Origin of the sequence: Pseudoroseomonas cervicalis ATCC 49957 (assembly GCF_000164635.1) — a bacterium.
GTDB classification, from domain to species: Bacteria; Pseudomonadota; Alphaproteobacteria; order Acetobacterales; family Acetobacteraceae; genus Pseudoroseomonas; species Pseudoroseomonas cervicalis.
Genome location: NZ_GG770779.1, coordinates 6,619 through 19,678, shown reverse-complemented (window position 1 = coordinate 19,678; position 13,060 = coordinate 6,619). Strand labels below are relative to the sequence as shown.

The window sequence follows — 13,060 nt, the reverse complement described above, 5'->3', positions numbered from 1 at the left end:
CGCCCGGCGCGGCGCGGCGCCAGCCTGACGGCGGCGGGGGAAGGGCGGCGTTCGGTCTGGAAGCAGCGCAGCATGGCCCACCGCCATAGCGCGGCGCGGCCGCGCGGGTCCACGATCTTGTTGCGCTGCCGTAGCCAAGCCCCAGCCTGGCGCGATGGGCCGGCATCGCCTCCGCCCCATCGCGTCTGGCGGCGGCGCAGGGTTGCGCCTATGTTCCGCCGGACCTTCAGTGACGGGAATGACCCGATGCGCGACGCGAAGCTGACCGGCTACGCCCCCAAAGCCACCCCCGGCGTGACGCCGGAAGAGATCATCACCGTGCACAGCCGCGTGGTGAATTGCGATGGCGGCGGCGGCGCCTTCGGCCATCCCGGCGTCGCGCTGCGCATCGAGGACACGCAGATCACCTGCCCCTATTGCTCCCGCACCTATGTGCTGGCCGAGGGCGCGGGGGGCGGCGACCATCACTGACCCCGTCCCGGGCGCCCCGGGCGCCCAGCCCGCCGCGGCGCCCGAGACCGCCGAGACCCAGCCGCACCTGATCCTGGTCGACGGCTCGGGCTACATCTTCCGCGCCTTCCACGCCCTGCCGCCGATGACGCGGCCGGACGGCGTGCCGGTGAACGCCGTCTTCGGCTTCACCACCATGCTCGGCAATTTCCTGACGAAACATGTCGGCACCCATATCGCCGTGGTGTTCGACAGCTCGCGCGTCACCTTCCGCAGCGAGATCTACCCGGACTACAAGGCGCACCGGCCGGAGCCGCCGCCCGAGCTGGTGCCGCAATTCGCGCTGATCCGCGAGGCCACCGCCGCCTTCGGCGTCGCCTGCGTCGAGCAGCCGGGCTTCGAGGCCGACGATCTGATCGCCGCCTATGCCAAGGGCTTCGTCGAGCGCGGCGGGCAGGTGACCATCGTCTCCTCCGACAAGGACCTGATGCAGCTGGTGCGCCCGGGCGTGCAGCTGCTGGACCCGATCAAGCAGAAGCCGATCCGCGAGCCCGAGGTGCTGGAGAAATTCGGCGTCACCCCGGACAAGGTGGTCGATGTCCAGGCGCTGGCCGGGGATTCCACCGACAATGTGCCGGGCGTGCCCGGCATCGGCGTCAAGACCGCCGCCACGCTGATCCTGGAATATGGCGACCTGGAGGGCCTGCTGGCCGCCGCGCCGCAGATCAGGCAGCCGAAGCGGCGCGAGGCGCTGATCAATTTCGCCGAGCAGGCGCGCATCAGCCGCCGCCTGGTGCTGCTGGACGAGAACGCGCCCCTGCCCGCGCCGGTGGACCAGTTGCTGGCCCGCGCGCCGGAGCCCGGGCGCCTCGCCGGCTTCCTGCGCGAGCAGGGTTTCCGTTCGCTGCTGCACCGCATGGGGCTGGATGGCGACACGGCGGACAGCGCCCCCGTCTCCCGCCCGCGCTTCGCCACCAACGGGGCGGTTCCCGAGCCGGCCGCCACCGCCGAGCCCCCCCCCGCCGCCGATGCCGCGCCCTTCGGCCCCTATGAGACGGTGACCGAGCTGGCCGCGCTGCAGCCTTTCCTCGACGCCGCGCGGGCGGGCGGGCTGCTGGCCATCGACACCGAGACGGACAGCCTGGACGCGCTGAACGCCAACCTGGTCGGCCTCTCGCTGGCGGTCGCACCCGGCCGCGCCTGCTACGTGCCGCTGCGGCACGGCCCCCCGCCCGGCTCGGGCGATCTGCTGGCCGAGGCGCCCGCCGCCCCCGCCCAGCTTTCGCAGGCCGAGGTGGTGGAGGCGCTGCGCCCGCTGCTGGCCGACCCCGCCGTGCTGAAGATCCTGCACAACGCCAAATACGATCTCGAGGTGCTGGCGCGCCCCGAGCATGGCGCGCTCGACATCACCCCCGTCGATGACACCATGCTGATCTCCTACAGCATGGATGCCGGCCGGCACGGCCACGGCATGGACGAGCTGTCGCTGCGCCATCTCGGCCACCGGCCGATCCCCTTCGACGAGGTCACCGGCACCGGCCGCGCCCGCATCCCCTTCAGCCAGGTGGCGCTCGACAAGGCCACCGCCTACGCCGCCGAGGATGCCGACGTCACGCTGCGCCTGTGGCAGGCGCTGCGCCCGCGCCTGCGGCCCGACCGCAGCCTGGCGCTGTATGAGCAGGTCGAGCGCCGCATGGTCGCCGTGCTGCGCGACATGGAGATGGCCGGCATCAAGGTCGACGGCGCCGAGCTGGCCCGCATCGGCGAGGATTTCTCCCAGCGCATGGTGGTGCTGGAGCAGGAGATCCACGAGCTCGCCGGCAAGCCCTTCAACGTGGGTTCCCCGAAGCAGCTCGGAGAAATCCTGTTCGACGAGCAGAAGCTGCCCGGCGGCAAGCGCGGCAAGAACGGCGCCTGGGGCACCGACGCCTCGGTGCTGGAGGACCTCGCCGCGCGCGGGCATGAGCTGCCGCGCCGCGTGCTGCACTGGCGCCAGCTGGCCAAGCTGAAATCCACCTATGTCGAGGGGCTGGCCGCGCAGATCGACCGCCGCGACGGCCGCGTCCACACGGATTTCTCCATGGCCGTCACCTCGACCGGCCGGCTCTCCTCCACCGAGCCGAACCTGCAGAACATCCCGATCCGCACCGAGGAAGGCGTGCGCATCCGCCGCGCCTTCGTGGCCGAGCCGGGCCATGTGCTGCTGGCCGCCGACTATTCGCAGATCGAGCTGCGGCTGCTGGCCCATCTGGCCGACGTGCCCTCGCTGCGTGACGCCTTCGCCAAGGGCGAGGACATCCACAGCCGCACCGCCGCCGACATCTTCGGCCTGGCGCCGGACAAGGTGGACAAGGAAGCCCGCCGCCGCGCCAAGACGATCAATTTCGGCATCATCTACGGCATGTCCGCCTTCGGCCTGGCCGCCCGCCTCGGCATCGGCCCGGGCGAGGCGCGCGGCATCATCGACGCCTATTTCTCCCAGTATCCCGGCATCCTGGAGGAGATGGAGCGGCTGAAATCCGAGGCGCGGGAGAAGGGCTACGTGCTCTCCCCCTTCGGCCGGAAGCTGTGGATCGACGGCATCCAGGCCAAGGAACAGGCCCGCCGCGGCAATGCCGAGCGCGCCGCCATCAACGCCCCCTTCCAGGGCGGCGCGGCCGAGATCATCAAGCGCGCCATGGTGCGCATGCCGGCGGCGCTGCGCGCGGCCGGGCTCTCCGCCCGCATGCTGCTGCAGGTGCATGACGAGCTGCTGTTCGAGGTGCCCGAGGCGGAGGTGGACGCCACCGCCGAGTGCGTGCGGCAGGTGATGGAAAGCGTCGCCACCCTGCGCGTGCCGCTGAAGGCGGAAATCGGGCACGGGGCGAACTGGGCGGTCGCCCACTGAGACCCTCTGGGGAGGCTTCGCCTCCCCAGACCCCACCACCGGGGTGGCAGGGCCACCCCGGACCCCGCCTTCAGCTGGGCGCGGCAACAGCGCCCCGCGCAGCGCGGGTCACGCATGCGCCGCCGTCAATCCTGCCGCCTCCATTCGGAAGGGCCGATTTGTTGACACTAATTCTCATTTGCGCGTAGTTGCGCCCCATGCTGCGCCGACGCTCCCTCCTCGCCGCCGGCCTGCTGCTGGCATCCCCCTGCGCCCTCACCCTCACCGGGGCGCCCCCCGCCCGGGCGCAGGGCACCGCCTGGCCGCGCCAGGTGACCGACCTCACCGGCCGCACCGTCACCCTGCCCCGGCCGCCGCGCCGGCTGCTGCTGACCACCGGCTTCGACCTGGTGGCGCTGTCCCTGCTGGCCCCCGACCCGGTGGCGCTGCTGGCCGGCTGGGCGGACGACCTGGCGCGCATCAACCCGCCGCTCGCCGCCGCCTTCACCGCGCGCTTCCCCCGCCTGGCCGAGGTGCCGCGCCTGGGCAGCAGCAACCAGGACAGTTTCTCGGTCGAGCGCGCTTTGTCCCTCGGGGCGGATCTGGCGGTGCTGCCGCTGTGGCAAGCGGCGACGCCGGGCGGCCAGGGTATCATCCGCGCCCTGGAAGGCGCCGGCATTCCCGCCCTGGTGCTGGATTTCAACCGCGACCCGCTGCGCAACACCGCCCCCAGCATGCGCGCCCTCGGCCGCGCCCTGGGGCGGGAGCAGCAGGGCGAGGACTTCGCCGCCTTCTACGAGCAGCGCCTGGCGCGCATCCGCGACGCGGTGGCGGCCAGCCCGGCGGCGGGGCCACGCGTCATGCTGCACGCCTTCGCCGGCAGTGACAGCTGCTGCTGGGTGTGGAGCGATGCCGGGCTGGGCAGCTTCGCCACCCTGCTGGGGGCGCGCAACCTGGGCGCCGGGCTGCTGCCCCCCGGCCAGGGCGGCATGCTGCATCTGGAACAGGTGATCACCGAGGATCCGGAGGTCTACATCACCACCGGCCTGCCGCGGAACCGCTTCAGCATCGGCCCCGGCATCGCGCGGGAGGCGGCGCGGGACTCGCTGCGCGAGGTGCTGCGCGGCCCGGGCCTGGCCGGGCTGTCCGCCATCCGCCAGGGGCGCGCGCACGGGCTGTGGAACCACTTCAACGCCGTGCCCACCAACATCCTGGCGCTGGAGGCGATGGCCCGCTGGGTCCGCCCCGATCTCTTCCCCGAGCTGGACCCGGGCGACACGCTGGCGGAGATCAACCGCCGCTTCGCCGCCCTGCCCTTCGAGGGCACGCTCTGGGTCAGCCTGGACCCGGCCCTGCCCTAGCTCTGCCTTGCCGGGGGCCGGGCCGCCGGCCGGCCGCTCACTGGCAGGGCGACAGGCCGGCCGCGATCTCCTGGTTGATCGCCGCCAGGAAGGCGAGGTCCGGGCGGTTGCGGTCCATCTCCCGCAGCATCGTGGTGGCCAGCGTCGCCAGCCCCTGGCGCAGCGGCATCGGCAGCGCGTTCTCCGGCGCGGCCAGGGCGATCAGCACCGCCTGCCACAGCCGGCGGTTCAGCCGCAGCGCCTCGCCGCGCGCCTCGTGCCCGGCCTCGCGCGCGGCCAGCAGCGTCGTGGCGGCGCTGCGGAAGGCGGCCGCCTCCTCCTCGCGCGGGGCGCCGAGGGCGAACACCGTGGGCAGCGCGGCCATGGTGGCGAAGGGGGCGGCAGGGGCGGCGGCGGAGAGGTGGGACACGCGGGCAGATCCTTGGCGAAGCCGGCGGGGCCGGCCTGTTCCATCCAGCGGGCGCCGCCGGCGGCGGAGCCCTTTGCCGCCGCGCGCCCCTGGCGGGGCGTCGGCGCTTGGTCGTGGACGGGGCTTCTGCGGGTCCATCCGCCGGCCTTCGGCCGGAGGGGGGGATGCCGGGCTGGCCGGCGGCGCCTCTTCCCTGGCGCACGCTCACTATGCCGTGTATTTCCCTAACAAACCCTTAAAAATATTCGCTTTTCTGACGTTTTCGTGTGCCGGGGCGGTTTTTTTCCGCCATCCCCCGCCCTCCGCCCGGCTTGCCGCAGGGAGGAGACCCGCAAAGCGCTCGGTTGAGCCGTGCCGCGCAACGGTCTAAGCCGCGCCCGACGAGACTGCAGGAAGGTTCGACCGCCATGGCCGACATCGTGACCATCCGCCGCGCCCTGATTTCGGTGCATGACAAGACCGGGCTGCTGGACTTCGCCCGCTTCCTCGCCGGGAAGGGGGTCGAGATCCTCTCCACCGGCGGCACCGCGCGGCTGCTGCGCGACAATGGCGTGGCCGTGGTCGACGTGTCCGACCACACCGGCTTCCCGGAAATCCTGGATGGCCGCGTGAAGACCCTGGTGCCGCAGATCCATGGCGGGCTGCTCGGCCGCCGCGCCGACGCCAAGCACGTCGCCCAGATGGAAGCGCACCGCATCGCCCCGATCGACCTGCTGGTCTCCAACCTCTACCCCTTCGAGGCGACCGTCGCGAAGGGCGCCTCCTATGAGGAGACGGTGGAGGAGATCGACATCGGCGGCCCGGCGCTCACCCGCGCCGCCGCCAAGAACCACGAGGACGTGGCCGTCGTCACCGCCCCGGAGCAGATGGCCGAGCTGCAGGCCGAGATCGAGGCCCAGGGCGGCACCACGCTGGCCACCCGCAAGCGCCTGGCCGCCGCCGCCTTCGCCCGCACCGCGGCCTATGACACCGCCATCTCCACCTGGTTCGCCGAGAAGCTGGAGCAGGACTTCCCGCCCCGCCTCGCCGCCGCCGGCGTGCTGCGCCAGACGCTGCGCTATGGCGAGAACCCGCACCAGCAGGCCGCCTTCTACACCGATGGCAGCAACCGCCCGGGCATCGCCACCGCCCAGCAGGTGCAGGGCAAGGAACTGTCCTTCAACAACCTGAACGACACCGACGCCGCCTTCGAATGCGTCGCCGAGTTCGACCAGCCCGCCATCGTCATCGTCAAGCACGCCAACCCCTGCGGCGTGTCGGAAGGCACCTCGCTGGCCCAGGCCTGGGACCTGGCGCTGCGCTGCGACCCGGTCTCCGCCTTCGGCGGCATCGTCGCCGCCAACCGCGTGCTGGACGCCGCCGCCGCCGAGCGCATCTCGGCGATTTTCACCGAGGTGGTGGTCGCCCCGGATGCCGATGACGCGGCCAAGGCGATCTTCGCCCGCAAAAAGAACCTGCGCCTGCTGCTGACCGGCGGCCTGCCCGACCCGGCCGCGCCCGGCCGCGTCCTCCGCTCGGTCTCCGGCGGCTTCCTGGCGCAGTCCCGCGACGCCGGCCGCGTCACCGCGGACAGCCTGAAGGTGGTGACGAAGCGCGCGCCCACCGCGCAGGAAATGGCCGACCTGATCTTCGCCTTCCGCGTCGCCAAGCACGTCAAGTCCAACGCCATCGTCTACGCCAAGGGCGGCTCCACCGTCGGCATCGGCGCCGGGCAGATGAGCCGCGTCGACTCCGCCCGCATCGCCGCCTGGAAGTCGGCCGAGGCCGCCAAGGCCGCGGGCCTCGAGGCGCCGCTGGCACACGGCTCGGTCGTCGCCTCCGACGCCTTCTTCCCCTTCGCCGACGGGCTGCAGGCCGCCGCCGCCGCCGGCGCCACGGCCGTCATCCAGCCGGGTGGCTCCATGCGCGACAATGAGGTCATCGCCGCCGCCGACGAGGCGGGGCTCGCCATGGTGTTCACCGGGATGCGGCACTTCCGGCACTGAAGTCCTGGGGAGGCTCCGCCTCCCCAGACCCCTCGGCCGGGGGGACAGGGTCCCCCCGGACCCCGCCTTCAGTTCAGCGGCTTGTAAAAGAACAGCGTCGGCGACACGCTGCTTCCGCCATCATCCAGCACATAGCCGGGAATCGTACCGCACGGGGTCCAGCCCGTGGCCCGGTACAGCGGCTCGCCGGCATCGCCGGGCTTGGTGTCCAGGATCAGCAGGCGCAGGCCCATCCCGCGCGCCATCGCCTCCAGCGCCGCCAGCAGGGCGCGCGCCAGCCCCTGGCGCCGCGCCGAGGGATGCACCAGCAGCTTCGACACCTCCGCCCGGTGCCGCGCATTCGGCAGCCCGCCCAGCGCCAGCGCGCCGGTGGCCACGATCCGCCCCTCCCGCCGCACCACCAGGATGCGCCGCGTGCCCTCCCGCAGCGCCCCCTCCAGCCCGCGCCAATAGGCCTCGCCCTGGCCGGCCGGCATCGGCACCAGGAAGCCGATGCTGGCCCCCTCCGCCACGCAGCCCTCCAGGATCTCCGTCAGCTCGGGCAGCGCCCCGCGCAGCGTGTCGGCACTCAGTTCCTCGATGACCATGCAGGCCTTCCTCAGGGCTGGATGACGGCCAGGACGTAGCGCGCCCCGGCGCCCCCGGCCGGACAATGGAAGCGCGACGGGCCATGCAGCCGGTAGCGCAGGCAATCCCCCGGCAGCAGGCGGTGCTCCCCGCCCTCCACCGCCATCTCCAGCACGCCCTCCAGCAGCCAGAGATGATGTTCGAGCCCGGCGAGGGGCGAAGCGGCGTAGGCGACGCTGGCGCCGGGCGGCAGCCGGCCCTCCAGCAGCTCGCCGCGCAGCCCCGGCCCCGGGGGCGAGACGACCCGGCGGCGGAAGCCGCTTTCGGGGTCGGTCCAGCGCGGCTGCGCCGCGTCGCGCACCACCGCCGGGGCCTGCGCCTCCACCTCCCCCATCATCCAGGACAGGGTGCGGCCATAGGCGGTGCAGAGCCGGCCGAGCATGGCCGCGGTCGGGCTGGCCTCGGCCCGCTCCAGCCGCGACAGCGTGGCGCGGCTGATGCCGGTGCGCCCGGCCAGTTCCTCCAGCGACAGCCCCTGCTCGGCGCGCAGCCGTGCCAGGCACGCGGCCAGCCGCGCTTCCAGGGGGTCGGGTGTCGATGATTCTCCCATAAGAGAATTTTTCTCTCTCTTGGGATGCCTGTCAACAGCCCAGCTGATGGCGGGGTCCGGGGGGACCCTTGTCCCCCCGGCGGAGGGGGTGCGGGGGAGGCGGCGCCTCCCCCGCTGCGCTAGACTGGAGGGATGACGATGCCCGACTGGATTCTCCCTGTGGCCCTGCTGGCGGTGCTGCTGCTGTCGGTGCTGTTCATGGCGTCGATGCTCCGCCGCCCGCGCCGCGATGCCGGGCTGGAGGGTTTTGCGCTGCTGGCCGGCAAGCTGGAGGCGCTGGCGGCCACGCAGGAGCGCCTGGCCGGCATCACCACCGACCGGCTGGCGCAGCAGGACCGCATGCTGGCCGCGCGGCTGGAGGAGAATGCCCGGCGCCTGTCGGACGCGCTGGTGGCGCAGAACGACCGCATCGCGCAATCCTCCGCCGCGCTGACCCGGGCGATCGCCGCGCAGAACGAGAAGCTGGCGCAGAGCCTTTCGGCGCAGACCGAGAAGGCGCAGGAGACGGCCGGCCAGATCCAGGAGCGTCTGGCGGTGATCGACGCCGCGCGGGCGAACATGGAGGCGCTGGGCGCGCAGGTCGGCACGCTGGCCGGCATCCTGGGCAACAAGCAGGCGCGCGGCGCCTTCGGCGAGATGCAGCTGCGCCAGCTGATCGAGGATAGGCTGCCGCCGGAGGGCTTCGCCTGGCAGCATGTGCTGTCGAACGGCACGCGCTGCGACTGCCTGATCCGCCTGCCCTACCCGCCGGGGCCGGTGGCGGTGGACAGCAAATTCCCGCTGGAGGCCTGGCAGGCGCTGCGCGAGGCCGAGGATGCCGCCGGCCGCAGCGTGGCCGCCCGGCAATTCACCACCGACATGCGCCGGCATATCGACGACATCGCCCGCAAATACCTGATCCCCGGCGAGACGGCCGAGGCCGCCATCCTGTTCGTCCCGTCCGAGGCGGTGTTCGCCGAGCTGCACACCGGCTTCGGCGCGCTGGTGGACGAGGCGCAGCGCAAGCGGGTCTACATCGCCTCCCCCACCACGCTCTGGGCGATGCTCTCGGCGATGCGGGCGCTGATGCAGGATGTGCGCATGCGCGCCCAGGCGGGCCGCATCCAGGAGGAGGTGGCGAAGCTGGTGGCCGATGTCGGCCGCCTGGGCGAGCGGGTGGCCAAGCTGAAGAGCCATTTCAACCAGGCGCAGGAGGACATCCGCCAGATCGACATCAGCACCGAGAAGCTGCAGCGCAGCGGGGCGCGGATCGAGCAGGTGGAGCTGGACGACACCCCCTCCCTGCCGCCACCCTGAGCCTGGCCGGCGCCGCGGCGCCGCCTCCCTCCTGCCTGGATCCCTCGCCTCCATGAGCTTGCTGCAACTGCAATCGGGCTTCGGCCTGCTGGGGCTGGCCGCCCTGGCCTGGCTGGCCGGCGGGCTGCGCCGCCCGCTGCCCTGGCGCGTCATCCTGGCCGGGCTCGGCCTGCAGCTCGGCCTGGCCGCGCTGCTGCTGCATGTGCCGGTGCTGCGCGCCGGATTCGCCCTGCTGGGCGATGCGGTGACCGCCCTGTCGCGGGCGACGCAGGCGGGCACTTCGCTGGTGTTCGGCTATCTCGGCGGCGCGCCGCTGCCCTTCGCGGAGCTTCGCCCCGGCGGCAGCTTCATCCTGTTCTTCCAGGCGCTGCCGCTGCTGCTGGTGGTCGGCGCGCTCTCGGCGGTGCTGTATCACTGGCGGGTGCTGCCGCTGGCGGTCGGGCTGCTGGCGCGGCTGCTGCGCCGGGCGCTGGGGCTGTCGGGGGCCTGCGGCTTCTCGGTCGCCGCCAATGTCTTCGTCGGCATGGTGGAGGCGCCACTGCTGATCCGCGCCTGGCTCGGCCGGCTGAGCGAGGCGGAGCTGTTCATGGTGATGACGGCGGGGCTGGCCACCATCGCCGGCAACATGCTGGTGGTCTATGCGGCGCTGCTGGCGCCGGTGGTGCCGGATGTCGCCGGGCAGCTGCTGGTGGCCAGCCTGATCTCCGCCCCCGCCGCGGTGCTGGCGGCGGCGCTGATGCGCCCGCCCGGCCCGCCCGGCCCGCCGGCGCCGGAGGAGCGCATGGCGCCGCCGCTCTATGACAGCACGATGGAGGCGGTGGTGCGCGGCACGGCGGACGGGCTGGCGCTGCTGCTCGGCGTCATGGCCAGCCTGATCGTCTTCGTGGCGCTGGTGGCGCTGGCCAACATGGTGCTGGAGCCGCTGACGGGGCTGAGCCTGCAGGCGCTGCTGGGCTATGTCTTCCGCCCGCTGGCCTGGCTGATGGGCGTGCCGGACGAGCATGTCCCGGCCGTCGGCGCCGCGCTCGGCATCAAGGTCGCGCTGAACGAGTTCATCGCCTATCTGGAGCTGGCGAATTCGGGCGGCCTGGGGCTCGATGCCCGCAGCCGGCTGATCCTGACCTATGCGCTGTGCGGCTTCAGCAATGTCGCCTCGGTCGGCATCATGCTGGCCGGCATGACCGGCATGTGCCCGGAGCGGCGGGCCGATATCGTGAAGCTGGGGATGCCGGCGCTGGTCGCCGCCAACATCGCCTGCTGCATGACCGGCGCCACGGTGGGGCTGCTGACCGCGCCCTGAGGGGCGGGCCTATTCCGCGGCGGCGCCGCGGAAGGCCAGGCCGCCGCGCTCGCTGCGCCGCCGCCGCTCGGACAGGATCGAGACGACGATCAGCGCGCCGATCATGCCGACATGCTCCCCGGCGGTGTGGAAGGCGATGATGGCGCGCTCGCCCTCCAGCGCCCAGAAATGGTGCACCAGCGGGATGGTCAGCGCGGTGAAGACGCCGAGCGCCCCCGCCCCCAGCCAGGTCCAGCGGTTCAGGATGATCAGCGCCGCGCCGCCGAGCTGGGTGAGGATGACCGCGGCATTGACCAGCGCCGCCGGCTGCAGGCCGAACTGCGCCATCTCGGCGGTGCCGCCCTGGAAGTCGATCAGCTTGGCCAGGCCGCTGCCCCAGAAGGGGAAGGTCAGCAGGATGCGCGCCAGCCATTCCACGACCGGCAGCCCCAGGAAGTCTTCGATCGCGCGGACCATGGCGGCGCCCCGTTTCGTTTCGTCATCGCATCACTAGGCGAGGCCGGCGCAAAAGAAAACGCGCCCGCGGCGGGGCCGGGGCGCGTTCACGCTCTGTTGAGGCGGGCCGGGCGGCCCGCGCCGGCCTCAGCGGCCGGACATGATCCGCTCGACCAGCTGCTTCACCGAGGGGATGAAACCGTTCGAGTAGAACGGGTCCTGCCCGAAGCGGTAGGCGTTGTGGCCGGCGAACATCAGGTTGTGCTCGATCTCGCCATCATGGGCGATGTCCTGCAGCGTCTTCTGGATGCAGAAGCTGCGCGGATCGGCCTTCTTGCCGTTGGTGTAGTCGGGGCCGTGCTGGGTCCAGTTCGAGAACCGGCAATGGGACAGGCAGCCCATGCAGTCGGTCTGGTCCTTCAGGATCTCGCGCGACTGCTCGGGCGTCACGAAGACCAGCGTGCTGTCCGGGGTGCGCAGCGCCTCGGTGAAGCCCTCAGCCTCCCAGTGCTGCACCCGGTCGCGGTCGCCCGGCGCCAGCCAGACGGGACGCTTGCGCGGGCCGATGCCGTATTCGGCGGTGTGCTCGCCGACCAGCTCGGGGGAATAGGCCACCTGACGCTCGCTGCGCGCCTCGAGGTCGCGCAGGAACTCGTTGCGCACGGCCGAGGAGTAGAAGCCGGTGGGCGAGAAGGGCTGCAGCAGCACGTCGCCGGGCTTCAGCGTCAGCAGGCGCTGCTTCCAGGCGTCGCTGATAGGGCTTTCCTGGGTCAGCAGCGGGCGGGTGCCGAACTGGAAGGCGACGGGACCCAGCTCCGGGTTGTCGATCCAGTCCTCCCACTCCTCCAGCCACCAGACGCCGCCGGCCATGATGATCGGCACGTCGCCCAGGCCGAAGGCGCGCATCTGCTCGCGCAGCTTGCGCACGCGCTCATAGGGCGCCTCGGGCTTGTTCGGGTCCTCGGAGTTGGACAGGCCGTTATGGCCGCCGGCCAGCCAGGGATCCTCATACACCACGCCGCCCAGCAGCTCCGCCACCTTGGAGTAGCTGCGCTTCCACAGGGCGCCGAAGGCGCGGGCGGAGGAGACGATGGGGTAGTAGAAGACGTTGTACTCGCGGGCGATCTCGGCCAGCCGATAGGGCATGCCGGCGCCGCAGGTGACGCCGTTGATCAGCCCCTTGGCGCCTTCCAGCACCCCGCGCAGCACGCGCTCGGCGCCGCCCATCTCCCACAGCACGTTGATGTGGATGCGGCCCTGGCCATTGGCCCGCTCATAGGCCTCGCGCGCCTGGGCGATGCCGCCCGAGATGCCATAGGCCACCAGCTCCTCATGCCGGTCCCGGCGCGTGCGGCCGTGATAGACCTGCCGGATGACATGGCCATCGGCATCGTAGCTGTCGGCATTGACGCCCGAGAAGGTGCCGACGCCGCCGGCGCCCGCCCATTCCCCACAGGAAGCCCCCGTGGACACGGCCACGCCCTTGCCGCCCTCCACGAGAGGCAGAACGTCCACACCGCCCATCCGGATCGCGTTGATCGCCTTCACCGCAGCCTACCGTCCTACAGTCCGTTCATCACGAGGTCGTCATATATCCCAAGTCGGGCGCGTCCCGCAGCCCTTCTTGTGGAGTCCGCCAGGATCCGCCCCTGGGCGGGCCGGGGCGTGGAGCCCGAGGAAACGCCCCGGGGCCCGCGCCGCGCGGCAGGCCGGCACATGGGGTGCCCGGCCTGTCCCTGCCAGGGGCGGCCCACCGCGGCCCTGGGACCGCGGCGGCCAGG

11 protein-coding genes are annotated in these 13,060 nt (G+C 72.4%); 6 read left to right on the top strand and 5 right to left on the bottom strand.

What is annotated here, in order from left to right; translation table 11 throughout:
• Positions 1 to 246 precede the first annotated feature (246 nt).
• From HMPREF0731_RS11360 to HMPREF0731_RS11350, 3 genes are all read left to right on the top strand, one after another.
• Entirely contained in the window at positions 247 to 471 is a 225-nt protein-coding gene (locus tag HMPREF0731_RS11360; protein WP_040613036.1) for a zinc-finger domain-containing protein, read from the top strand.
• Positions 431 to 3,337: a DNA polymerase I gene (polA, locus tag HMPREF0731_RS11355; protein WP_007004267.1), complete on the top strand. Its 2,907-nt coding sequence runs from the start codon at positions 431 to 433 to the stop codon at positions 3,335 to 3,337. Before HMPREF0731_RS11360 ends, polA begins: the two co-directional genes overlap by 41 nt.
• Before the next feature lie 197 nt (positions 3,338 to 3,534).
• A complete protein-coding gene (locus HMPREF0731_RS11350) occupies positions 3,535 to 4,677 on the top strand; it encodes an ABC transporter substrate-binding protein (RefSeq protein WP_007004266.1) in 1,143 nt (380 codons plus the stop codon).
• A 37-nt stretch (positions 4,678 to 4,714) separates the two neighbouring features.
• Here HMPREF0731_RS11350 and HMPREF0731_RS11345 read toward each other — a convergent pair whose 3' ends face one another.
• Positions 4,715 to 5,086, bottom strand: a complete 372-nt coding sequence (locus HMPREF0731_RS11345; protein WP_007004265.1) for a flagellar biosynthesis regulator FlaF — start codon at positions 5,084 to 5,086, stop codon at positions 4,715 to 4,717.
• A 407-nt stretch (positions 5,087 to 5,493) separates the two neighbouring features.
• On the opposite strand from HMPREF0731_RS11345, the gene purH reads away from it, so the two are divergent.
• Positions 5,494 to 7,071 carry a bifunctional phosphoribosylaminoimidazolecarboxamide formyltransferase/IMP cyclohydrolase gene (purH, locus tag HMPREF0731_RS11340; RefSeq protein ID WP_007004264.1) on the top strand — a complete coding sequence of 526 codons (1,578 nt, stop codon included), beginning with the start codon at positions 5,494 to 5,496 and terminating at the stop codon, positions 7,069 to 7,071.
• Positions 7,072 to 7,139: 68 nt separating this feature from the next.
• Here the strand turns inward: purH and HMPREF0731_RS11335 are convergent, their stop codons facing one another.
• Together HMPREF0731_RS11335 and HMPREF0731_RS11330 are read right to left on the bottom strand one after the other, a co-directional pair.
• Complete coding sequence (locus HMPREF0731_RS11335) at positions 7,140 to 7,658, bottom strand: GNAT family N-acetyltransferase (protein ID WP_007004263.1); 519 nt, start codon at positions 7,656 to 7,658, stop codon at positions 7,140 to 7,142.
• An 11-nt stretch (positions 7,659 to 7,669) separates the two neighbouring features.
• Positions 7,670 to 8,248: a helix-turn-helix domain-containing protein gene (locus HMPREF0731_RS11330; protein ID WP_007004262.1), complete on the bottom strand. Its 579-nt coding sequence runs from the start codon at positions 8,246 to 8,248 to the stop codon at positions 7,670 to 7,672.
• 138 nt (positions 8,249 to 8,386) lie between these two features.
• Between HMPREF0731_RS11330 and HMPREF0731_RS11325 the strand changes: the two genes are divergently transcribed.
• Together HMPREF0731_RS11325 and HMPREF0731_RS11320 are read left to right on the top strand one after the other, a co-directional pair.
• Positions 8,387 to 9,544, top strand: coding sequence for a DNA recombination protein RmuC (locus HMPREF0731_RS11325; RefSeq protein WP_157136072.1), 1,158 nt, complete (start codon positions 8,387 to 8,389; stop codon positions 9,542 to 9,544).
• 52 nt (positions 9,545 to 9,596) lie between these two features.
• Positions 9,597 to 10,844, top strand: a complete 1,248-nt coding sequence (locus HMPREF0731_RS11320; RefSeq protein ID WP_007004260.1) for a NupC/NupG family nucleoside CNT transporter — start codon at positions 9,597 to 9,599, stop codon at positions 10,842 to 10,844.
• A 9-nt stretch (positions 10,845 to 10,853) separates the two neighbouring features.
• Here HMPREF0731_RS11320 and HMPREF0731_RS11315 read toward each other — a convergent pair whose 3' ends face one another.
• Positions 10,854 to 11,300 (bottom strand): DoxX family protein, encoded by a 447-nt coding sequence (locus tag HMPREF0731_RS11315; RefSeq protein ID WP_007004259.1) that lies wholly within the window; start codon positions 11,298 to 11,300, stop codon positions 10,854 to 10,856.
• 126 nt (positions 11,301 to 11,426) lie between these two features.
• Positions 11,427 to 12,827, bottom strand: coding sequence for an NAD(P)H-dependent flavin oxidoreductase (locus HMPREF0731_RS11310; RefSeq protein ID WP_007004258.1), 1,401 nt, complete (start codon positions 12,825 to 12,827; stop codon positions 11,427 to 11,429).
• Positions 12,828 to 13,060 lie beyond the last annotated feature (233 nt).

Bases quoted from the DNA above. Each gene is read 5' to 3' on its own strand.
- HMPREF0731_RS11360 (WP_040613036.1), top strand. From the start codon at position 247: ATGCGCGACGCGAAGCTGACCGGCTACGCCCCCAAAGCCACCCCCGGC.
- polA (WP_007004267.1), top strand. From the start codon at position 431: ATGTGCTGGCCGAGGGCGCGGGGGGCGGCGACCATCACTGACCCCGTC.
- HMPREF0731_RS11350 (WP_007004266.1), top strand. From the start codon at position 3,535: ATGCTGCGCCGACGCTCCCTCCTCGCCGCCGGCCTGCTGCTGGCATCC.
- purH (WP_007004264.1), top strand. From the start codon at position 5,494: ATGGCCGACATCGTGACCATCCGCCGCGCCCTGATTTCGGTGCATGAC.
- HMPREF0731_RS11335 (WP_007004263.1), bottom strand. From the start codon at position 7,658: ATGGTCATCGAGGAACTGAGTGCCGACACGCTGCGCGGGGCGCTGCCC.
- HMPREF0731_RS11330 (WP_007004262.1), bottom strand. From the start codon at position 8,248: ATGGGAGAATCATCGACACCCGACCCCCTGGAAGCGCGGCTGGCCGCG.
- HMPREF0731_RS11325 (WP_157136072.1), top strand. From the start codon at position 8,387: ATGCCCGACTGGATTCTCCCTGTGGCCCTGCTGGCGGTGCTGCTGCTG.
- HMPREF0731_RS11320 (WP_007004260.1), top strand. From the start codon at position 9,597: ATGAGCTTGCTGCAACTGCAATCGGGCTTCGGCCTGCTGGGGCTGGCC.
- HMPREF0731_RS11315 (WP_007004259.1), bottom strand. From the start codon at position 11,300: ATGGTCCGCGCGATCGAAGACTTCCTGGGGCTGCCGGTCGTGGAATGG.